This window comes from Bacillus sp. Au-Bac7, assembly GCF_021341655.1.
Lineage (GTDB): Bacteria > Bacillota > Bacilli > Bacillales > Cytobacillaceae > Niallia.
In genome coordinates this window covers 1,120,505-1,141,523 of sequence record NZ_JAJTTG010000001.1, presented here as the reverse complement: position 1 = coordinate 1,141,523, position 21,019 = coordinate 1,120,505, and the positions used below count along the sequence as shown (strand labels likewise).

At 38.4% G+C, this 21,019-nt stretch carries 23 protein-coding genes; all 23 read left to right on the top strand.

Annotation, left to right across the window (positions count from 1 at the left end):
* Window positions 1-54: 54 nt before the first annotated feature.
* The 23 genes from LXM54_RS05875 (at window position 55) to LXM54_RS05765 (ending at window position 21,018) form a co-directional block, all read left to right on the top strand.
* Window positions 55-657: a hypothetical protein gene (locus tag LXM54_RS05875; RefSeq protein WP_233314146.1), complete on the top strand. Its 603-nt coding sequence runs from the start codon at window positions 55-57 to the stop codon at window positions 655-657.
* Window positions 638-2,431, top strand: a complete 1,794-nt coding sequence (locus LXM54_RS05870; RefSeq protein WP_233314145.1) for a phage terminase large subunit family protein — start codon at window positions 638-640, stop codon at window positions 2,429-2,431. Before LXM54_RS05875 ends, LXM54_RS05870 begins: the two co-directional genes overlap by 20 nt.
* The gene (locus tag LXM54_RS05865; RefSeq protein ID WP_233314144.1) at window positions 2,431-2,667 is read left to right on the top strand and encodes a DUF6148 family protein; all 237 of its coding nucleotides are present in this window, start codon (window positions 2,431-2,433) and stop codon (window positions 2,665-2,667) included. The genes LXM54_RS05870 and LXM54_RS05865 overlap by 1 nt, the downstream gene beginning before the upstream one ends.
* Window positions 2,668-2,680: 13 nt before the next feature.
* On the top strand, window positions 2,681-4,261 hold the full coding sequence (locus tag LXM54_RS05860; RefSeq protein ID WP_233314143.1) for a phage portal protein: 1,581 nt from the start codon (window positions 2,681-2,683) through the stop codon (window positions 4,259-4,261).
* Window positions 4,258-5,406 (top strand): head maturation protease, ClpP-related, encoded by a 1,149-nt coding sequence (locus tag LXM54_RS05855; RefSeq protein WP_233314142.1) that lies wholly within the window; start codon window positions 4,258-4,260, stop codon window positions 5,404-5,406. The genes LXM54_RS05860 and LXM54_RS05855 overlap by 4 nt, the downstream gene beginning before the upstream one ends.
* Window positions 5,406-5,774, top strand: coding sequence for a head decoration protein (locus LXM54_RS05850; protein ID WP_233314141.1), 369 nt, complete (start codon window positions 5,406-5,408; stop codon window positions 5,772-5,774). The genes LXM54_RS05855 and LXM54_RS05850 overlap by 1 nt, the downstream gene beginning before the upstream one ends.
* A 15-nt stretch (window positions 5,775-5,789) precedes the next feature.
* The gene (locus LXM54_RS05845) at window positions 5,790-6,833 is read left to right on the top strand and encodes a major capsid protein (protein WP_233314140.1); all 1,044 of its coding nucleotides are present in this window, start codon (window positions 5,790-5,792) and stop codon (window positions 6,831-6,833) included.
* 2 nt (window positions 6,834-6,835) lie between these two features.
* A complete protein-coding gene (locus LXM54_RS05840) occupies window positions 6,836-7,234 on the top strand; it encodes a hypothetical protein (protein WP_233314139.1) in 399 nt (132 codons plus the stop codon).
* Window positions 7,227-7,544, top strand: coding sequence for a hypothetical protein (locus LXM54_RS05835; protein WP_233314138.1), 318 nt, complete (start codon window positions 7,227-7,229; stop codon window positions 7,542-7,544). The genes LXM54_RS05840 and LXM54_RS05835 overlap by 8 nt, the downstream gene beginning before the upstream one ends.
* The gene (locus tag LXM54_RS05830; RefSeq protein WP_233314137.1) at window positions 7,544-8,104 is read left to right on the top strand and encodes a phage tail protein; all 561 of its coding nucleotides are present in this window, start codon (window positions 7,544-7,546) and stop codon (window positions 8,102-8,104) included. The genes LXM54_RS05835 and LXM54_RS05830 overlap by 1 nt, the downstream gene beginning before the upstream one ends.
* Window positions 8,105-8,112: 8 nt before the next feature.
* The gene (locus LXM54_RS05825) at window positions 8,113-8,619 is read left to right on the top strand and encodes a hypothetical protein (protein ID WP_233314136.1); all 507 of its coding nucleotides are present in this window, start codon (window positions 8,113-8,115) and stop codon (window positions 8,617-8,619) included.
* Window positions 8,616-9,026 carry a hypothetical protein gene (locus tag LXM54_RS05820; RefSeq protein WP_233314135.1) on the top strand — a complete coding sequence of 137 codons (411 nt, stop codon included), beginning with the start codon at window positions 8,616-8,618 and terminating at the stop codon, window positions 9,024-9,026. The genes LXM54_RS05825 and LXM54_RS05820 overlap by 4 nt, the downstream gene beginning before the upstream one ends.
* Window positions 9,026-10,483 carry a phage tail sheath family protein gene (locus LXM54_RS05815; protein WP_233314134.1) on the top strand — a complete coding sequence of 486 codons (1,458 nt, stop codon included), beginning with the start codon at window positions 9,026-9,028 and terminating at the stop codon, window positions 10,481-10,483. Before LXM54_RS05820 ends, LXM54_RS05815 begins: the two co-directional genes overlap by 1 nt.
* 2 nt (window positions 10,484-10,485) lie before the next feature.
* On the top strand, window positions 10,486-10,998 hold the full coding sequence (locus LXM54_RS05810) for a phage major tail tube protein (protein ID WP_233314133.1): 513 nt from the start codon (window positions 10,486-10,488) through the stop codon (window positions 10,996-10,998).
* 17 nt (window positions 10,999-11,015) lie between these two features.
* On the top strand, window positions 11,016-11,354 hold the full coding sequence (locus LXM54_RS05805; RefSeq protein ID WP_233314132.1) for a phage tail assembly protein: 339 nt from the start codon (window positions 11,016-11,018) through the stop codon (window positions 11,352-11,354).
* A gap of 169 nt (window positions 11,355-11,523) precedes the next feature.
* Window positions 11,524-15,999, top strand: a complete 4,476-nt coding sequence (locus LXM54_RS05800) for a phage tail tape measure protein (RefSeq protein WP_233314131.1) — start codon at window positions 11,524-11,526, stop codon at window positions 15,997-15,999.
* Entirely contained in the window at window positions 15,996-16,265 is a 270-nt protein-coding gene (locus tag LXM54_RS05795) for a phage tail protein (protein WP_233314130.1), read from the top strand. The genes LXM54_RS05800 and LXM54_RS05795 overlap by 4 nt, the downstream gene beginning before the upstream one ends.
* Window positions 16,265-17,284 (top strand): phage late control D family protein, encoded by a 1,020-nt coding sequence (locus LXM54_RS05790; RefSeq protein ID WP_233314129.1) that lies wholly within the window; start codon window positions 16,265-16,267, stop codon window positions 17,282-17,284. The genes LXM54_RS05795 and LXM54_RS05790 overlap by 1 nt, the downstream gene beginning before the upstream one ends.
* The gene (locus tag LXM54_RS05785; RefSeq protein ID WP_233314128.1) at window positions 17,284-17,478 is read left to right on the top strand and encodes a hypothetical protein; all 195 of its coding nucleotides are present in this window, start codon (window positions 17,284-17,286) and stop codon (window positions 17,476-17,478) included. Before LXM54_RS05790 ends, LXM54_RS05785 begins: the two co-directional genes overlap by 1 nt.
* Before the next feature lie 14 nt (window positions 17,479-17,492).
* Window positions 17,493-18,164 (top strand): phage tail protein, encoded by a 672-nt coding sequence (locus tag LXM54_RS05780; protein ID WP_233314127.1) that lies wholly within the window; start codon window positions 17,493-17,495, stop codon window positions 18,162-18,164.
* 5 nt (window positions 18,165-18,169) lie between these two features.
* Window positions 18,170-18,478: a hypothetical protein gene (locus LXM54_RS05775; protein ID WP_233314126.1), complete on the top strand. Its 309-nt coding sequence runs from the start codon at window positions 18,170-18,172 to the stop codon at window positions 18,476-18,478.
* On the top strand, window positions 18,471-19,589 hold the full coding sequence (locus LXM54_RS05770; RefSeq protein ID WP_233314125.1) for a baseplate assembly protein: 1,119 nt from the start codon (window positions 18,471-18,473) through the stop codon (window positions 19,587-19,589). Before LXM54_RS05775 ends, LXM54_RS05770 begins: the two co-directional genes overlap by 8 nt.
* Window positions 19,582-21,018 (top strand): phage tail protein I, encoded by a 1,437-nt coding sequence (locus tag LXM54_RS05765; protein ID WP_233314124.1) that lies wholly within the window; start codon window positions 19,582-19,584, stop codon window positions 21,016-21,018. Before LXM54_RS05770 ends, LXM54_RS05765 begins: the two co-directional genes overlap by 8 nt.
* The last annotated feature ends 1 nt before the right edge of the window (window position 21,019 follow it).

Sequence of the window (21,019 nt, the reverse complement as noted above, 5' to 3'; positions counted from 1 at the left end):
TCGCTTTCGCAACATGAAATTTTGGGAAATAATTTTGGGAGGTGACGAGAAGCCTTGGCATATAAGGATTTTGTTGTAAAACCGAAGGCCGTAAGTACAGCTGAAATTAGCGAAATGCTAGGTGTTTCAGTGCGAAGAATTCAGCAATTAGCCAAAGAAGATGCCCTTGTAAAATTGGGACATGGAAAATTTGATTTGATTAAATCCATAAAAAGATACATTGATTATCAAGTGGACCAGCGATCTCCTATGTTGGAGGATGAGGAAGAATTAAATCCTCAAGTTGAACGAGCGCTATGGACAAGAGAAAAAAGAAAGAAGACGGAGCTGGAAGTCAAAATTATAAAAGGAGAGCTGCATCGTTCGAAAGATGTGGAACGAATAACAGGAGATATGCTTGCTTCCTTTCGAGCAAGGCTTCTTAATTTGCCCGATAAAGTAGCACCTTTGTTAATTGCGAAAACAGATTTGCAAGATATTAACGATACTATACGATTAGCTGTTTATGAAGCATTAAACGAATTAGCGGAGTATGATCCAGAAGTCTATTACGATTACAGCAGCGATAAGTTGTTCTTAGAAAAAGATGAGGACGAGGAAGACGAAGACGATATGGATGAAGAGGTTGTTCAAAAAGTTGGAAAATCTAGAAAGTAAGAAAAGGACAGCCGCCTTATTCAAAAAACTAGTTAGTGAGATACTTCCTCCTCCTCCCGAATTAACTGTTTCAGAATGGGCGGATACCTATAGACGCTTATCCAGTGAGGCGAGCGCAGAACCTGGACAATGGAGAACATCAAGAGCTCCTTACCAAAGAGAAATTATGGATGCTGTAACAAGTCGAGATTATGAGGATATTGTTATTATGGCATCTGCGCAGGTAGGGAAGAGTGAGATTATAAATAACATAGCTGGATACCATATGCACCAAGATCCAGCACCAATTTTGCTCATTCAACCAACTGTAGATAAAGCAAAAGATTACTCTAAGGAAAGGATTGCTCCCATGATTCGTGATACGCCAGTATTACGGAATTTAGTTTCAGATTCTAAATCAAGGGATAGCGGAAACACAGTATTATCTAAATCCTTTCCTGGTGGATTTCTAGCTTTAACAGGCGCTAATTCTCCTGCAGGTTTAGCATCCAAACCCATTCGAGTTGTATTAGCAGATGAAGTTGATCGCTTCCCTGTTTCGGCAGGTTCAGAGGGTGATCCAGTAAACCTAGCTGAAAAAAGAACAACGACTTTCTATAATCGTAAAAAAATAAAGGTATCAACACCGACAAATAAAGGTGCTTCACGAATTGAAAAAGAGTTTGAGAAAAGTACAAAGGAGTATTACAACCTACCTTGCCCATCATGTAAAGAATACCAACCTTTAAAGTGGGCTCAAATTCATTTTGAAACAGTGGAACATGCTTGCAAAGAATGTGGGGCACTTCATAACGAATATGAATGGAAACTGCAAAAGGGTAAATGGATTGCGGAAAATCCAAAGGCTAGGATTAGAGGTTTTCACCTGAACGAGCTTTTGAGTCCTTGGAAAAAGTGGAAGGAAATTATCCAGGCATTTAAAGATGCCAAGGAAGATGGTCCAGAAGCTATGAAAGTTTGGGTGAATACAAGTTTAGGTGAAACATGGGAAGAGCAAGGTGAGCAGCTGGATGATAGTGATTTGTTTAATCGAACTGAAGAGTATGAAGCTGATGTACCAGAAGGCGTTAAAATCCTAACAGCATCTGTCGATGTTCAGGACGATCGGTTCGAAATTGAGGTGGCTGGTTGGGGTGAAGGTAAAGAATCCTGGGGAATTGAGTATCACACTATTCGTGGAGATTTAAGCCAGCCAAAGATATGGGATGAACTAGATGAGTACTTATTGCGCAGCTGGTCAAAAAGGGATGGAAGAAAGTTTTCCATTCTTTGTACTTGTATGGATAGCGGTGGACACTTTACGCAGGAAGTTTATAAGTTTACGAAAGCTAGGGAAGCAAGAAGGGTTTATGCTATCAAGGGGAAATCAACTGGAAAAGGTGAGTATGATCCAATAGTTGCTGGAACAACGAGAGCTAAACCATCAAAAACGTTACTGGTTCACTTAGGAGTAAACGAAGGGAAAAGCAAAGTCATGTCTAACCTGAAAATAGCTGAATTTGGTCCTAATTACTGCCATTTTCCAAAAGGAAAGGGTTATAACGAGGAATACTTCAAAGGATTAACAGCTGAAAGGTTAGAGACAAGATATGAAAGAGGCGTTCCTTATCAAGTTTGGGTAAAAACAAGGGCACGAAATGAGCCGTTAGATTTAAGGGTTTATAATACAGCTGCTTTAGAAATTCTTAACCCTAACTTAGAAAAAGAATATGCTAATTCTCTGCAACAAAAGAAAAAGAAACGGAGACGCACAGCATCGAAAGGAGTTCAATAATGGAAGGATTGTCTGACTTAGAAATAGCTAAAATGATGTATCTGGATTGGCTTTCTGCAGAATCAGCAGTAACTACAGGACAAAGTTATAGTATTGGTACAAGATCTTTAACAAGAGCCAATCTAACCGAAATTAGAAAATCGATTATTTATTGGAAAAATGAAATTGCAAAATTAGAGGGAAAAGCAACGGGAAAAGGCAGAAAAGCCATGAGATTTATGCCAAGAGATTTATAGAGGATGATAGCTTATGAACTTTTTAGATAAAACCATAGCCTTTTTAAGTCCTAAAGCTGGCCTCAATCGAGTTCATGCTAAAAAGAAAATGGAAATCATTAATAGTGGATATGATAATCACGGCGCTAGTGCTAAAAAGAAAGCAATGCAAGGATGGATAACTAGCACTGGTTCAGTCTTGGAAGATATTGAGCAAAATATTCCTGTTCTTAGAGAGCGTTCCAGAGATTTGTATATGGGGGCACCAATAGCAACAGGGGCACTAAAAACCATGAGAACCAATGTAGTTGGTGCTGGTTTACGACTAAATGCACAAATTGATGCTGAATATTTAAATATGTCAGTCGAAGAAGCGGATGCATGGGAAACAAAAGTAGAAAGAGAGTTTGCTTTATGGGCTGATTCCATTAACTGTGATGCTCAAAGGATGAATAATTTTTACGAATTACAGCAATTAGCTTTTCTTTCCTGGTTAATGAGCGGAGATTGCATGGCTTTACTTCCTATGATGCCTAGAGTGGGTATGCCTTATGATTTGCGAGTAAAAATTATAGAAGCTGACAGGGTTTGTACTCCATATGATGCCATTACGACTGACGATAAAATTATTAATGGTGTAGAAATTAACAAAATGGGAGAGGTCGTTGCTTACCATATAGCTGATAAACATCCTTATTCTTTCACGGCAGCAGTAAATAAATGGAGCAGAATTCCTAAGTTTGGTGCTACATCTGGAAGAATAAATGTTATTCATCTAATGGAAAGCGAAAGACCAGAGCAACGCCGAGGTGTCCCTGTACTTGCTCCTGTTATTGAAAGTTTGAAGCAATTAGCCAGATATTCTGAAGCAGAATTAATGGCAGCTGTCATTAATGGCATGTATTCTGTTTTTGTTACTACAGAAACAGGACAAGGAGACAGCACATTTAGCCCTTTAGATACAGAGGATATGGTTGACGAAGAGGACGATTCCACTATTGAGCTAGGAAGTGGAACCGTCCATTTTTTAGGTGAAAACGAAAAGATTCAGGAGTCAAATCCAGGAAGACCAAATCCAAACTATGATGGATTTGTTACTTCTATTTGTAGGCAAATAGGAGCGGCTTTAGAGATACCTTATGAACTGCTTCTAAAGAATTTCACATCTTCCTATTCAGCATCAAGAGGGGCGCTTTTAGAAGCATGGAAAATGTTTAAAATGCGCCGTGATTGGCTTTCAAATGGATTTTGCCAACCGATATACGAAGAGTTTCTTGCTGAAGGAATTGCCAAAGGAAGAATATATGCACCAGGATTCTTTACTGATCCAATGGCTAGAAAGGCATATTGTGGAGCGGAATGGAACGGACCATCTCAAGGTCAATTAGATCCATTGAAGGAGGTGAACGCAGCAGAGAAACGTGTAGCAAATGGATTCTCCACACGTTCTCAGGAAACTGTTTCGATGGGTTATGGAAACTTCTTTAAGAATAACCAGTTAAGGGCGTTGGAGGAGAAAGCAAGAAAAGAAGCTGGTCTAATTCAAGAGAATATTACGGCTTCAGCAGATACTTCAACAAAGGAACAGGATGAAGAGGAGGTGAAAGAAGAATGAAGTTAAGCATCAGAGGACCAATCATTCCAAGTGATCACCAGTGGATTTATGATTTGTTTGAAATGGATGCAGCAAGTCCAAAGAAAGTGAGAGATTTTTTGGACAGTATTGATCCAGATAACAACGAGGACATCATTCTAGAAGTGAATAGTGGCGGAGGCTCTGTAATGGCAGCTTCTGAAATGTATACGCTATTGAGAGAGCATCCTAACAATGTAATTTCGAAGAATTTGGGACTAGCAGCAAGTGCAGCATCTTATCTTTTATTAGCTGGTGACAAAGTATTGATGTCACCAACTGCTCAAATTATGATCCATAACGCTTCTACTGTAGCAAGTGGTGATTATCGAGATATGAATCATACTTCTACTGTTTTAAAGAACGTTAATATCTCGATTGCCAATGCCTATAAATTGAAAACAGGTAAGACACATGATGAATTGTTGGCCATGATGGATAACGAGTCATGGTTAACTGCACAACAAGCAAAGCAGATTGGATTAATTGATGAAATTATGTTTGATAATGGGGATTTAGGTATTGTAGCTAGTGCAAATCCAACCTTTAGTGATGGGGTAATTCCACAAGCAATTATAGACAAATTCAGGAATGAAAAGTTAGGAATACAAACACTGGATAGTCAAATCCCGTCACCTTTAACTAATCAAGTTATCAATCAAACTACTATAAATCAGAATCCAGGAGAAGATCTGGTACAACCAAAGGAGGAACCTAAGAATATGGATTTAGAAACACTAAAAAATGACCATCCTCATTTATTTGACCAAGTTAAAAATATTGGTTATCAAGAGGGAGTAACTGCAGAGAACAAACGCATTAAAGATATTGAAGATTTGCAGTTACCAGGAAATGAGGAGTTAGTAAATAAGGCAAAATTCGAAGATAAGATGGAAGCAAGTGCCCTAGCTGTTGAAATTATCAAAGCAGAGAAAACTAGAGGGACTAATTATTTAAACAACGTGCAAAAGGATGCTGAAATTATCAATCAAGTTCCTGGTGGTGATGCTCCAGCAAACAATAACAATAATGCTGATTTCGCAAACGCACTAAATGCTGCACTTAACGGAACACACGAAGGAGAAGAAAACGAATTGAGCAATAAGTTAGGAGGTGCATTAGGATAATGGAATTGAATGGAGTAGTCGGAGAAATTGGTTATGACAATTTGTTTGCAGGAACTTCTGTTCCAGTAAATGTGAAAGGCGTTCGGTTGAAATCGGGACAAGGACTCTTGGTTCGTGGTACTGTTTTAGCAATTGAAGCAGCAACTGGATTAGCAGTTAAAGTAGATAGCACTAAAACAGGTGGAGTGGAGTCAGCAGATTGCATTCTGACAGATAATGTTGATACAACTTCATCTGATGTGGTTTCTACAGCATACAGTTCTGGTCTTTTTAATCGGAAAGCCTTAGTTTTCGGTGGAACAGATACTGCCGACAAGCATGAAAAAACATTAAGAACATTAGGCATTTATCTAAAAGACAACCTATAAAATGGAGGATTTGACGTGAAATTAGATCTATATAAAACAACAACTATGTTGCCAGCGGTTCAAAGAATGACGGCTCCTACGAGCTTTCTAAAAAATACATTCTTTCCAGATGGCGCAACATTTTATACAGAAGAAGTACTGCTGGATTATACAAAGGGGAAAAGAAAAATGGCTCCATTCGTTGCTCCTAGGGTTGGTGGGATAACGATGGATAGAGAAGGGTATAAAACTTTAAAATACCTTGCTCCTAAAATTTCTCCACAAAGAGCTATAACTATAGACGATTTAGTTTTAAGAGGATTAGGCGAAAATGTTATTAGCAGCAAAACACCTCAACAAAGACAAATTGATCTTTTAGCAAAAGATATTAGAGAGCTTTCTGCAATGATTTCTAGAAGACAGGAATGGATGTCTGCCCAAGCCCTGCTGAATGGAAGAATTGTTATGAAAGGATATACAGATCGCAGTGATAAAGATTATGTAGAAGATGTTCTGGACTACAATTTCACAAATAAAGAAATATTAGAAGGAACTGACCGTTGGGGACAAGGCGGCAATATTTACGAAGATTTAGAGAGCTGGAAACTGGAAATTACACAAAAAACAGATGTTACCGTTGATATGGCCATCATGGGAAGAGACGCATTAAAAGCGTTCCGCAGTGATGCTACTATCCTAAAACTAATGGATATTAGAAACATGAACAACATCGAATATAAGCCAGTTTACAAAGGTGAAGGTGTAAGTTACATTGGCAGAATTGCAGAACTGAACTTGGATATTTACACTTACGATTCTTGGTATTTGGATGATGACAATGTATTAAAGCCTTACATTCCTGCTAATACTGTTATCCTGGCAAAAGCTAATCTAGGTGAAACTTTATACGGTGCCATTACTCAAATGGAAAAGTCAGAGCAATTCATTACGTATGAAGGAAAAATTGTTCCTAGATCATGGGCTGATGTAAATGCAGAGACTAGAATGATTCGTCTAGCGAGCCGTCCTGTTCCAAAACCAAACGATGCAGACGAATGGTTCGTTGCACAGGTGGTGTAATAATGATTATTGAATTTAAGATGAAAAGTCGTTATAACGGGAAACGGTTTAATCCAGGTGAACAATCAGATATTCCAGAAGACGTAGCAAAGCGATTGGTAAAATGCGGAGCTGCTTTTTTTATTGAGAAAAAAGAAGTTGTTGATTTAAACGAGGATGCGGAAGACGAAACATTAACTCCTCCAGCTAATCCAGTTATGGATGATTTCGATGAAAACGACAAAGATTACGCCAAACTTTTGGATAAAAAGTTTCTGAAAGATGTCTTGAAAGAAGCGGCAATGGAAGTGGGAATCTTGGTTCCATCATTTGACCAGAAAAAAGATGAATTAATTGCTTTAATCATTCAAGAAGGAAAAGCAGAGGAAGTATTAGCACTTCCAAATGATTTTAATGAGTAATTTTAAAGACTTTCTGACTCAAGATGTAAAAAACACCTTCTTTAATGAGAATGAGTTTGCTCAAAAGCTTGCTGTTAATGGTAAGGAAATAACCATAATTCTGGACAATGAACAGCTGCAACAAAGACAGTTTGGGAATGGTGGAGAGGGGCTCGAAAAGGCAGAGGTCCTTTTTTCTGTAGCTAAAGTGGAGTTGGATTTCAGACCAAGAAACGGGGAAATCATGCAGCTAGGAAGCAAGAAATACCGTGTAATGAATGTTTCTAGTGATGATGACATGTATGTCATAACGTTAGGGAGGAATCAATAATGCCTTTAACAGTCGATATTGATCGCACTTTATTAAGCAATGTTCAAAATCGTCTGGGTCCATTTCCAAACAAAGCTCCCGATGTCATAACCAGAGCATTAAACAGGGCAATGACTAATGTTGCAGCAAGTATTTCACGGGAAGTAAGACAGGAATACAACATAAAAGCCAGTGACGTAAAAAACACCTTGAGTAAAACAAGAGCGTCCAAGTCTAGATTGTCTGCCATTGTAACATCTAGGGGGCAAGTAATTCCTATTGACCGTTTTAAAGTGTCTCCTAAAACGGTTCAACCAAGAAGGAAAAAACCAATCAAAATGGCTGTTAAAAAAGGCAGTGGATTGGTAGCCGTTAAAGGTCCTTTCGTTGTAAATATCAACGGAATTAAGGTATTTAGAAGGGAAGGAGAGAAACGTTTACCAGTTAAAAGAGTTATGGGTCCTTCTGTGCCACAAATGATTGGCAATCAAGAGGTTGTTAATAAGATTAATCAATCAGGCTATGAGACATTCCTTAGTCGTATGGATTATGAGATTAATAGAGCCTTAGGAAGAGGATAAGGATTAACATGATACCAGAGAATTTACAGAGCGAGTTAATCAAACGATTCAAAAAGGTATTTAAGGGAGATTTGTTCAACGGGGCAAACGGGGAAAGAGTCCCTGTTAAAGTCTATGAGCAACATTTGCCTATACCGAAACGAAATGAAAACCCACATGATGAATTTGCAGAAGAAGATGATAGCTCATCTAATTATCCTGCAATCATAGTGCAATTATTTGAAGGAATCCAAGAACAATGGGATTCTAAACAGATTGTGACAGTTAACATCATTGTAGGTGTACATGATGATTCTGAAAGTAGAGCTGGATATAAAGATGTAACAGCTATTCTTAGAAAAATTCACATGGATTTAGCGAAGAATCGTCAAATGAAAAAACAGTATTCCTTACCTGTTCCGCCAAGGTGGAAAATACATGATGAGGATACACATCCATATTATTTTGGAGCAATGCTATTGGAGTTTGAAGAAGCCATACAAATTTTAGATGAGGAAGTGAACAAGTTAATATGACTCGTAAAAAACCTGAAGTTGAGGAAACAATTGTGTCTGGTGCAGAGGTTGAGGAAGCAAAGCAAACAATTGTTGAAAAAGAAGCTACTCCACAAATAAATGTAGAGGTTGCTGCACCTGAAGAGGGCAATGCAGATGTTCATGAAACAAGAAAAGCAGAAACAGTTCAGACGCTTATTTATGTTGGTCCAAGCCTTCCTGGTAATGTTCTGCCGCAATATTCTAGCTTTACAGATGGATTTCCTGTCCAAGTAAAAGCAGAAATTGAAAAATGCCCGTTTATTCAGGAATTAATAGTGCCCGTTGGCAACCTATCACAAGCAAGCGCCAATATTGGTATAAAGGGAACAAAAGAGCAAGTCATGTATGAAAAAACGATAGCATTTTATAAGGAGGCTTCTAACTAATGGCTTATGAACATGGAATAAATATAAAAGAAAATAGTACGTCCGTAACGCCTCCTGTACAAAATATAGGAGGCGTTTTAATTGCAGTCGGAATTGCTCCAATTCACTTGGCTGCAGATCCATTGGCTGTTTCAAATGTTCCTGTTTTGGCAAACACTTTTGGAGACGCAGAATCCAAACTTGGTTATAGCGAAAATTATAGTAAATACACGCTTTGTGAGGCTATGTATGCTGCCCTGCAGGTCGCTTCGGTTGGCCCTGTAGTATTTATTAATGTTCTTGATCCAACAGTTCATAAAACAGCCGTTACAGATGCAGCGTTAACTATAGCTAAGGGAACAGCTGTTATCAATGATGAGGGTGTTTTGTTGAGTACGGTAAAAATTAAAAGCTCTGATGGTACTAAAACGTTTGTTAAAGATACGGATTATACAATCAGTTTTAACGCAGCTGATAAACCAGTTATAACAGTTTTTACAAGTGGAACCATTGGGGCTGCTACAGCAGCAAAAGTGACATACGACAAAGTAGACGCTTCTAAAGTAACGAAAGCAGATATCATCGGAGGATATGATAGTGCTGCAGGAAAGTATAAAGGGCTAGAATTGATTCAACAAGTTTACCCAAGATTAGGCGTTGTTCCTGGCCTATTAATCGCACCTGGATTTTCTCAGTATCCAGACGTTTATGCGGTTATGGTGGCTAAAGTACAAAAAATCAATGGAAGTTTTAATGCTGATGTAGCTGCAGATGTGGATACTACAACAGTTTTAAAATATGAGGATGTGCCAACTTGGAAAAATGATAACGGATATACAAACGCTAAAAGTACAGTATTATGGCCAAAAACCAAAATTGGGACAAGGATTTTACATGCTAGTTCTGTTTATGCTGCTTCTTTAAAAGCGTTGGATGCAACAACAGAGGATGTTCCAGCGAATTCACCATCTAATAAACCAATTGCAATTAGTGGTGCATGCCTAGCGAATGGCACTGAAGTTTATTTAGATCCAGTTCAAGCTAACTATTTGAATGGACAAGGAATTGTAACCTTCATTAACTGGGGTGGTTGGAAAGTATGGGGGAACAATACCGCAGCATATCCAGGAACCACAGATCCTAAAGACCGATTCATTAACTTACGCAGATTAATGAACTGGTGGGGAAATAGCTTTGTTGTTACCTTCTGGAACGACATTGATGATTTAACAAGCACTCGATTAATTGAGGGTATTGTAGACAGTGAAAACATTCGAGCAAATGGATTAGTTGCTGCAGGGTATATTGCTGGAGCTAGTATCGAGTTTAGAGAGGAAGATAACCCTCAAACAGATATTTTGAACGGTAAAATACAATTCCTGACGAAAATTGGTGGATATACTCCAGCAGAACAAATCGTTAATACTTTAGAATTTGATCCAACATTCATGACTAACAGTCTATTTGGAGGTGCGTAAGCATGATTATACCTGATAAAGTGGCCAATTTTAACGTTTATGATGATAAGAGCAAACTAATAGGGATATCTGGGGAAATTACACTACCTACATTAGAGGCCATGACTTCTACTGTCAGCGGTGCTGGAGTATTAGGAGAAATTGAAACGCCTAATGTTGGACATTTTGGAAGTATGTCTATTGAAATTCCTTGGAGAACATTGTTAGATACAACATTTAACTTTGCTACCCATGCTGGAAAATCATTAGTGCTAAGAGGAGCCATTCAACAAGTAAACTCTAATAACGGCGCTTTATCCTATCTTGGTGTGAAAATTACCATCAAGTATATGTCAAAAGGACTTGATCTTGGTAAGTTATCGCAAAACTCTGCAATGGAATCTAAAAATACATTAGAAGTATTTTATATCAAAGTGGAAATTGGCAGTAAAACTACATTGGAACTAGATAAATTAAACGCTGTTTATAAATTAAACGGCAAAGATCAATTAGCAGCAATTAATAAACTAATCTAAGAAAAGAGGAAACTACAATGCCAGAATTAAATAAAACAGCTGAAACTACAACAACAGAAGCAAATTTGAAAGGTCTTGTTAAATTTAACAAGCCTTTTTCTTTTGACGGAGAAGTCCATGCGGAAATTGATTTGAGTGGTATTGAAAATTTAACTGGTCAGGACTTGGATGATGCGGAAAACATGCTGATGCGTGTAAATAAGCCTTCTATGGTGCCTGAAATGAGCATGACATACTTATTTTTCCTTGCTTCTAAAGCAACAGGAAAACCACAGGAGTTCTTTTTTCAGCTACCTGCAAAAGATAGCTTGAAAGTAAAAAGAACGGTGACGAGTTTTTTGAACTCAGCGGAGTAATTAGCTTTCAAGATGGAAAGTACAAGAAAAATTATGATCGAAAAACCTTAAATAAAGTCTTCATCAAGTTATCAATAGCAACGAAAACACCTAAAACATACTTCCGAAATCTTACTTTTTTAAATCTTTTAAGAGAAATAGAAGATGTTAAAGAGGTGTTAGATGACAAATGAATAATGAAAGAGCCTTTCAAATTGCTTTTCAGCTTGGCGGAAATATTGATCCTTCTTTCCGTCAGGCTTTTTCTACTGCAAATGAAGCGTTAGGAAACACTCAACAAAATACAGAATCACTAAGCCATAGCACGGAAAATCTTCATACTGGTATGAGCCTTTCATCCAAAGCTGCCATTGCAGCTGGAGGAGCCATCGCTGCAGTCGGTGTGGGTTTAGGAGCAGCTGTTATTTCTGCTAATCAATTTTCAAGTGCCATGAAACAGGTGGAAGCTGGTACAGGTGCAACCGCCGAGGAAATGAAGGAGATAAAGGAAATATCTAAAAACCTTTATAACAAAAACCTCGGAGAAGATTGGAATGATTTAGCACAAGCAATTCAATCAGTTAAATCAGTCACTGATTTATCTGGTAAGTCATTAGAAACGGCAACCAAATACGCCATTCAATATAGGGACGTTTTTGGAGAGGATATTGCAGAATCCATTAAAGCCAGCGATACCATGATGAAAAACTTCGGTATTACAGCAGAGCAGTCCTATAATCTTTTATCACAAGGGGCACAACAAGGGCTTAATAAATCTCAAGAGCTTTTGGATAGTGCAAACGAATATTCCGTTTACTTCAAAACCCTGGGTTATGATGCAAATCAGATGTTCGACATCTTCAATGCTGGATTAGAAAATGGCGCTTTTAATCTGGACAAAGTGGGCGATTTAGTAAAAGAGTTTGGCATCCGTATAAAAGATGGAAGTACAGCTACTTCCGATGCATTAAGTTATCTGTTTCAAGCAGACGGATTTGACGATTATATGACCAAACTTCAAAATGGTGGAGCTTCTACCAAGCAATTTATGGAGCTATCTGCCAAGGTTGGGAAGGAAAACGCTGCTGCCCTTTTAAAAGACTTAAAGAGTAGCGGAAAAGCCTCCGAAAAGGCGTATAAAGACATTGAATATACAATGGGTGGAGCAGGTCAATTTCTGGATGCTCTTTCTTCTGGTGCATTAGAAGGTAAGGATGCGATGCAACAGGTTATCCAAAAAATCTCTGAAATTGGTGATACCAGTGTCCAGTCTCAAATGGCTGTGGCGCTTTTTGGTACGCAAGCAGAGGATTTGGAAATGAAAACCTTGTTAGCCCTAGGTAATGTTCAAGAGTCCTTTGATATGACCAAGCAAACCATGGAGGAAGTAGGGAAGATTAAATACGATACCATCGGAAACGCAATTAAAGGCATAGGAAGGCAGTTTGAAACCGAATTTCTCATTCCAATTGCCGAAAAAATACTGCCTCACTTAAATGTGTTTTCTAACTATTTAGCTAATGATGTATCAGAATCTATTAAAAGCTTTAAAGAGGCTATGAGCGTCATTGCACCTATCGTTTTAGGCTTATCTACATCTATCTTAGTGTATAAAGGAACTCTAATGGGAGTTGCTGCAACGCAGGTTGCTTTTAATGCTATTCAGAAAGCAAGCATTGTTTTATACCGAGCACATCGAGCAGCCATGATTGCTTATGCAATATATGGTGGAGGTCTAAAAGGTGTTATTGCTGGAATGAGAGCAGCTATGATTGGTTTGAATGGAGCAATGCTGATTAATCCATTCGTACTGGTTGCTGCTGCCCTGGCAGGTTTAGTGGTTGCCTTTGTTGCTGCTTATAAAATGTCTGATACTTTCAGAGAAAAAGTGGATAGCGCCTTTGCAAGTGTACGAGCGATTGTCTCATCGTCCGTTGCATATGTGACTACAATGGCACCAATATTATGGCAAGGATTTCTGGATTTCACAGAAAACACATTTGCTCAGATCCAATCAGCATATAGCCAAACTGCTGATTACATTGGGTCCAAAACAAGTGCGGTTGCTCAGTGGTTCAATGGATTACAAGGTCCAGCAAAACAAGTAGTGGATTATATAAAGAATTCCTTTTCAACAATAGGAAATACGCTTGCTACCCTTTCCCCATTAATTGCTCGATTCGGGTTATCCTTCTTAGGAGTAACTGGTCCAGTAGGTTGGGTTATTGCCAGTGTTATTTCAATAGGAGCCTTTTTATATAAACTCATTAAGACAAATGATGAAGTGCGGTCTTCTCTTGTTGGCGCATGGGAATCCATTAAAAATGCAATGGCACCAATAGTTCAGTTATTCGGTGTTTTTGGTCAAACTTTGTTATCCATGCTAATGCCAGCAATATCTGAAATAGCTTCTTCCTTTGCAACATTAGGTCCTGAATTTGAGAAAACGGGACGAATAATAGTGGAAAGCTTTGTTCCACTAGGACCAGCGTTTGCGGAATTAGGCACTACATTTGGTCATTTGTTTCAAGCGGTAGGTGGGTTATTTGCCGAATTTGCACAGTCTTTAATTCCATTGCTCATAGATGGAGTAACGACTTTACTTCCTATTTTGGTTGGTCTTTTCACAACATGGTTTTCTTTAACATCTGAAATAGCCAGCATTATGCTACCGTTGTTGTTAAGTGCAGTTCAACAAATTTTCCCGTTGATTGTCTTATTTATTCAATCAAGTATGCCTTTAATAGTAGAATTACTTGGTTTATTGATACCAGTAATTGTTGAAATTGCCACATCAATTCTGCCACTCCTTCTACAAGGAGCACAGTTGATTTTCCCAGTGATTTTGGCCATTATTCAGGCTGTTTTACCAATAGCAATTCAGCTAATCGGTGCTTTGGTTCCTGTTATTCTTTTGATAGCGCAAACTGCCCTACCTTTGATACTGCAAGTGGTCCAAATGGCGTTTCCTTTAATTTTGGCTATTATCCAGTCGGTAATTCCAATAATTACTATGTTGCTTCAAGGAGTGGCAATGTTTTTAACAAATATTGTCGTGCCAGCCATTCAGTTGCTGCTAAAAATAGTCCAATTTGTATTTCCGTTTATTTCTACAGCAATTAATAATGCGCTAACGTTTATTACTGGCATCCTGAAAACTTTCACTTCCCTAATCCAAGGCGATTGGTCTGGAGCGTGGGAAAACATTAAGGAAACTGCCAAAAATATCATGAATAATATCATTGAGTTCTTTAAGGCGATTAACTTATATGATACAGGGAAAGCCATTCTGAATGGTTTGATTGACGGAATTAAATCCATGGCGAATGCAACGATGAATGCTATCGGTGGCATAGTAAATGGAATTATTAAAGGAATCAATTGGGTGCTAGATAAAGTTGGCGTGGAAGTTTCCTTAAACCAATGGGAAGTACCTCAATATGCAAAAGGAACTGGATCGCATCCTGGAGGATTGGCAATTTTGGGTGACGGTGGAGGTCAGGAATTATTCCGTACGCCATCTGGATTTGTAGGATTGAGTCCAGGAACGGATACCCTTATGAATTTACCGAGAGGAACACAGGTTATTCCACATACACAAACACAGCAGATTATGAACAATTACAACATTCCTGCTTATAAAGAGGGCACAGGTGTAACCAATGCCTTGAAAACTGGATGGGGATGGGTGAAGGAGAAAAGTTCTGCAGCGTGGGATTGGACAAAGGAAAAGGGCTCCGAGATAAAAGATGCTGCACTTGATGTGTGGAGCTATATTTCGGATCCATCAAAACTAATGGACAAAGTTTTAGAGCAATTTGGAGTGAGTGCGCCTAACCTTTCTGGAATCTTTAATGATGTGATTGGTGGTTCTTTTAAATTAATCAAAGGCAAAGCGGTTGAATTCGTCAAAGGAAAGATAGAAGGATTCGGAAGCTGGAGCGGTGGAGGTGCTGCTGCATCTGGTGATGTTACTAAGTGGTTAACAGCTGCAATTAACATAACTGGCGTTCCAATGTCTTGGTTAGGACCATTGCAAACAATGGCCATGAAAGAATCTGGCGGAAATCCAAGAGCCATTAACTTGTGGGATATAAACGCTCAAAGAGGGATACCTTCCAAGGGGCTTATGCAAACGATTGATCCAACCTTTAATGCTTACAAACTTCCAGGAATGGATGATATATGGAATCCAATTCATAACGCTGTAGCGTCTATTCGTTACACGCAATCAAGATACGGCTCCATTTTCAACACTCCTGGTATTGCTTCAATGGCAAGCGGCGGAGGATATAAAGGATATTATCAAGGTGGAACTACTCCGAATACTGATTATTATTGGGCTGGAGAACGAGGACCAGAATTGATAAAACTACCTGGAGCAACACAAATAAACTCCAATTCGTCTAGCAGATCCATCCTGGATGGATTGCTAAGAAGCTTTATGAGTTTTAGCAGTGGTAATTCCAGCGTTGTTAATCAAGGAAATAGCGGGAACAAATTAGATATTAATTTTGCTCCTGTTATAAACGTAAACGGCAAAAGTGGCAACTTGTATAAGGAAGTACTAGACGCATTAAGAACAGCAGAAGGAGAACTGAAAGAAATGCTAATTCGTTTGCTACTTGAAATTAATAATGATAAAGATCGGACGAGTTTATCATGAGTACGTATGTAACTGTTAGTGGAGATACCTGGGATAAGATAGCACTGGAGCAAATGGGAAGTGAATATCTCTTCCCTTTGCTCCTTGCTGCTAATCCTCAATATCGGTTAACGATTATGTTTTCAAGTGAAGTGGAAATAACCATCCCTAATTTTGAATTAGAGGATATGTATGAATATCAAAGGCCTATTTGGTTAGATGAAGATTTAGACGATGAAACAGAAGCAGAGGAAGAATTAGAGTTTGCTAGTGAGGAGGATTCTTAATGACTGATGGAAGACGTATCAGCTATGATCTTAAATACAATGGTACAAGTCTCACAGCGGATATTAATCCATTTATCACGAGTCTCTCCTTTACCGATAACTTTACGGGTTCGGCAGATGATATAACTATTAATTTAGTGGATAAAGATAACCTTTGGATAGGAAACTGGATGCCTGAAAAGGGAGCTGCCATTCAAGCTGTTTTAGTTATTCCTCCTGGATGGGGAAACAAAAGTACGATTAAAAGAGATTTAGGCTATTACGAAATTGACGAATCAAGTGGCGGCGGTCCTCCTGCAGCTGTAAGTTTAAAAGCAACGTCCATCCCTCAAGAGTCTTCTATAAAAGGAGAAAAAAAGTCGAGATCATGGGAAAAGACGACGTTAAAAAAAGTACTTACAGATGTAGCTAAAAAGAACGGGTTAGGCATCTATTATGATGCCGCAGACAATCCAAGTTTTGACCGATTAGACCAAGAATACGAGTCAGATGGAGCATTTCTTTATCGACTCTGCAATGAAAATGGGTTGGCTTTAAAATTAGCCAATAAAAAAGTATATGCCATTGATGAGGAACAATTAGAATCAGAGGATTTCGTCACCACAATTAATCGTACAGATCAATTAATCAAAAAGTTGAGTTTTAAAGATACTTTGAACGGTAGTTACAAATCATGCAAAGTGACTTATACGGATACTCAAAAGAAGAAAACGTTTAATAAAACTTTCACACCTTCCAGGCCTCCCAAAACGGGCAGAACCTTGATAGTTAATGAGGAAGTCGATTCTGATGCTGCTGCCTATCGATTAGCGAAAAAGAAATTACGTGACGCAAATAAAGAGGCTACAACCGTCACAATCACTATGGCAGGAATCATTAACCTATACGCTGGACAAAACGTGAAATTATCGGGTTTTAGCAAGCTGGATGGCAAATATATAATTACTTCAATTTCAGGTAAGACTGGAGATTCATCTGAAATGACATTAAATTTAAGAAAATGCTTGGAGGGATACTAATGAGCATTATTGAAGGCAGAGTATCAGCAGCTTATCCAAGCAGTAATACTGTGAAAGTAAAAAGGGATGACAACGGAACCGTTACAAGGGAATTAACCGTCCTTAACCGAGGAGATAATTGGTTCCCTGTTGAGGGAGAATATGTTCTTTGTGTTATGGGGAAAGGTAACGGTTATGTTTTAGGAGCAATTTAAAAGGTGGTGGAACCGTGGCTAAAATCGGAAGTTTTGGCGGTATCACTTTTGAAGTATCAACTAGAAAGGTGTTAACCTTTGATAGTTTTTCTAGAAGTGGAGAGGCAAGATGGACAGAACATGAAGTGAAAGGAAAACCAATATCAGAGTTCATTGGTCCTGGACAAGAATCTGCATCATTCTCTTTACTTCTCAGTAGAAGTTTTGGCGTAGATCCTAGTGCGGCATTAGATAAGCTTCGGTCTTTTCGAGATAGTGGAAAGACTGGAGCTTTTATTATTGGAAGCAAATCCATTTCCAAAAATTATTGGTATATCCAATCATTATCTGAAGGGGAACCACAGATTGACGGAAAAGGACGAATTATAAGCATAAAAGTGGATGTCAATATAAAGGAATATGCCAAGGATATAAAAGCCGTAAGCATCAAAAAGCCCAAACCTAAACCAGCCAAAAAGAAAACAGCAACATCCAAGAAAAAAGTATATGGAACGATAACCATTAAAGTTGGAATGCTGAACTGTAGGGCTTCAAGGAGCCTAAAGGGAAAGATTTTGAAGGTCCTTCGCAAAGGACAAAAATTCAAAGTTTACGGTGTGAAAACAACCGATATTCCTTGGTATGATCTTGGTGGAGGTAAGTATTGTAGTGCCGTTTCGAAATATACAACTTTGAAGAAAGGATGATGAGCATGGGCACCTATCAAATTTCTCCATTTGGCAGCATTGATTTTGGAGCTGTCGGTATCAAAGCTAAATTGCAAAACGCATCCTTTCTTTTGGCTACGATGAAAGGAACATGTTTTATGGACCGAGAAGCTGGCTGGCTACCTCCTGTTGATGAATTAAGCGAGTCAGCAAAAGTCCAAATGACTGCTGATGTAGTGGAGCTTCTTCAAAATAATATTGAAGGATTAACAGTGGAAGAAGTCACCTTTCAAGAAAATCCACAAGAAGCCATTCTCTATCCCTATGTGAAAGTGGTGATTGATAATGGCTAGATTTGGATTACCTGATATTGATTTTATCGAAATAGATCCAGAGGAAATGGAAAGTATTGCAGTTTCTCGATTTGAGAGTATGACTGGCACTTCTTTGGATGAGTCAGATCCAAGGAGAAAATTTATAAAATCAATAGTTTTTCTTGCTAGTATGTTAGGAAACAATATTGATTTCACTGGAAAAATGAATTTATTAGCTTTTTCAGCTGACAACTATCTTGACCATTTAGGAGTTAAAAAGGGTGTTGACCGTTTAGAGCCCAGGGCTGCCGAAACAATTGGTCGTTTTGAATGCAATCCAATTGAGCCTTTTACCATCCCAAGTGGAACAAGGTTGTCTGTTGGAGATGTAGAATTTGCGAGTACTGCAGATTATGAGGTTAAACCAGGAATGAGTTTTGTAGACATAGTGTTAACCTGTTCTGAATTAGGAGAAGTTGGAAACGGGTATCTTCCTAATCAGATTACCAATATTGTAGACAATGATAATTTACCCTGGGTAACAAAGGCATACAATATTACTAAGTCAGACGGTGGACTAGCTTGGGAAGAAGATGATCCTTACGTTGATAGGATAAGACAATCTAATTCCCAATATAGTACTGCAGGTCCAGAAGACGCATATATTTATCATGCCAAATCGGTAAGCTCTGAAATAGTCGATGTGGCAGTTGATTCACCTTCAGTTGGAGTAGTCACCATCGTTCCTTTGTTGGAAAATGGGGAGCTACCAACCTCGGATATTATTAAAGCCATTGAAGAAAAACTGAATGAGCGAACCATACGTCCTTTAACGGATATGATACGCATAGAATCGCCTGAAATCGTTCGATATGATATTCAAGTGAACTTTTATATTCCGAGGTCTAAAACGAGCGTAGAATCGACTATAAAAGCTCAGATTAATACTGCAATTGATGATTTTATTAAGTGGCAAAAAAGCAAGCTTGGTAGAGGAATAGATGCAAGTGAATTGATTAGCAGAATAAAAGAAGCTGGTGGAGTCCGTGTAACTGCCAGCAGTCCATCGCAATTTATTGTTCTTAGTAAAACCCAAGTGGCTCATTCAAACGCCGTGAGCGCCAATTATGGAGGTCTGGTGGATGATTAAGACACTAGAAAACTTTGAATTAGGCGATTTGCTTTCTGATAGTCTTAAAAAGGATGAAAACATAGCAGCTCTGGCATATGCTCTGACTCCCATTTTTCAGGACATCTTTTCTAAGACTAAATTGATCCAAATGTTTGAAGGTATACCAGAACATTTATTAGATTTTGCTGCTTATGAAGAAGCAGCCGAATTTTACGATGTGAATATGACGAATGATCAAAAGAGAATTATCATTGCTAATGCGGAATCCATTCACAAAACAAAAGGAACCGTGGCAGCAGTTGAGGATGTTATTACTCCCTTTTTCTCTAAAGGGAAGGTAAGTGAATGGTTTGAATATGGCGGAGAACCATTTCATTTTCAAATCTACACAAATGAATACTTAAAGAATGAGCAAGACATTGCAAAATTGTTCCGAATGGTAAATACGGTAAAGCGAAAAAGCACACGTTTAGAGCGTGTGTTTTTTAATTGGCCAAATGGAATTGCTGTTGAAGCTATAGAAGCAGAAAAGAATATTGAAATCCATCCAATGGCTGGTACATTCCTTTGCGGTCAGTGGCCAGAAGTCTCGACATTAGGCAGGTTAATAGATGGCGGATTATCCGTGCAAAGAGAAGATTATTACAAAGTGGAATCCACTTACGAGTATCCTGGATTCTTTGCGAATAGTAAGGAAAGAGCCGAAATGCTCCAAGAAGAATTTAGCGGAACCATTCAAGTAGACCGCAAACCATTGGATTATTCAAATGTTGATTTCCTAATGGCGAACAAATCATTAATGGTAGGGGATTTTAAAACTGGAAGCACAGAAGTATTTGAGGATATTCAAGTTTCTGCAGAAAGCAATTTAACAATTAAAAGTGAGAAATATACTTCTATCCAGGATGAGTTCTTCAGAACGGGTCAGGTCTACACTGGCAGTAAGGAAGAAATTATAAACATTCAAAAGGATTTTAGTAACTTTATTCAATTAGAAAGGGCTCCTTTGGATTATTCAAATGTTGAATTCTTAATGGCAAACGGTTCTCTAATGGTCGGAAAGTTTAAAACTGGGAGCCAAGAGTTATTCGAGGACATCCAGGTTTCTTCTGAAAGTAATTTAACAATCAGAAGTGAAAATTATTCGTCCACTCAGGAGGAGTTAACTAGAACAGGTCAATTCTTTTTGGGTAGCAAAGAAGAACTTGAAAAGATTCAAAAGGAATACCTGCAGAACATTGAAATTGGAATGGTAAAGGACATGTCTCTTGTGGAGTATATGGCAGCTAGGGATGATCTTAAAATGAATTTTCTTGTTGGTTCCATTGAGACATTTGAACAATATACACGAACAACTACATCATCCTTAGAACTAACGGATGAAGAGAACACAACCGTAAGCAATTATAAGCTTACAGGTCAATTTTATGCAGGAGAGGGTGATTAAA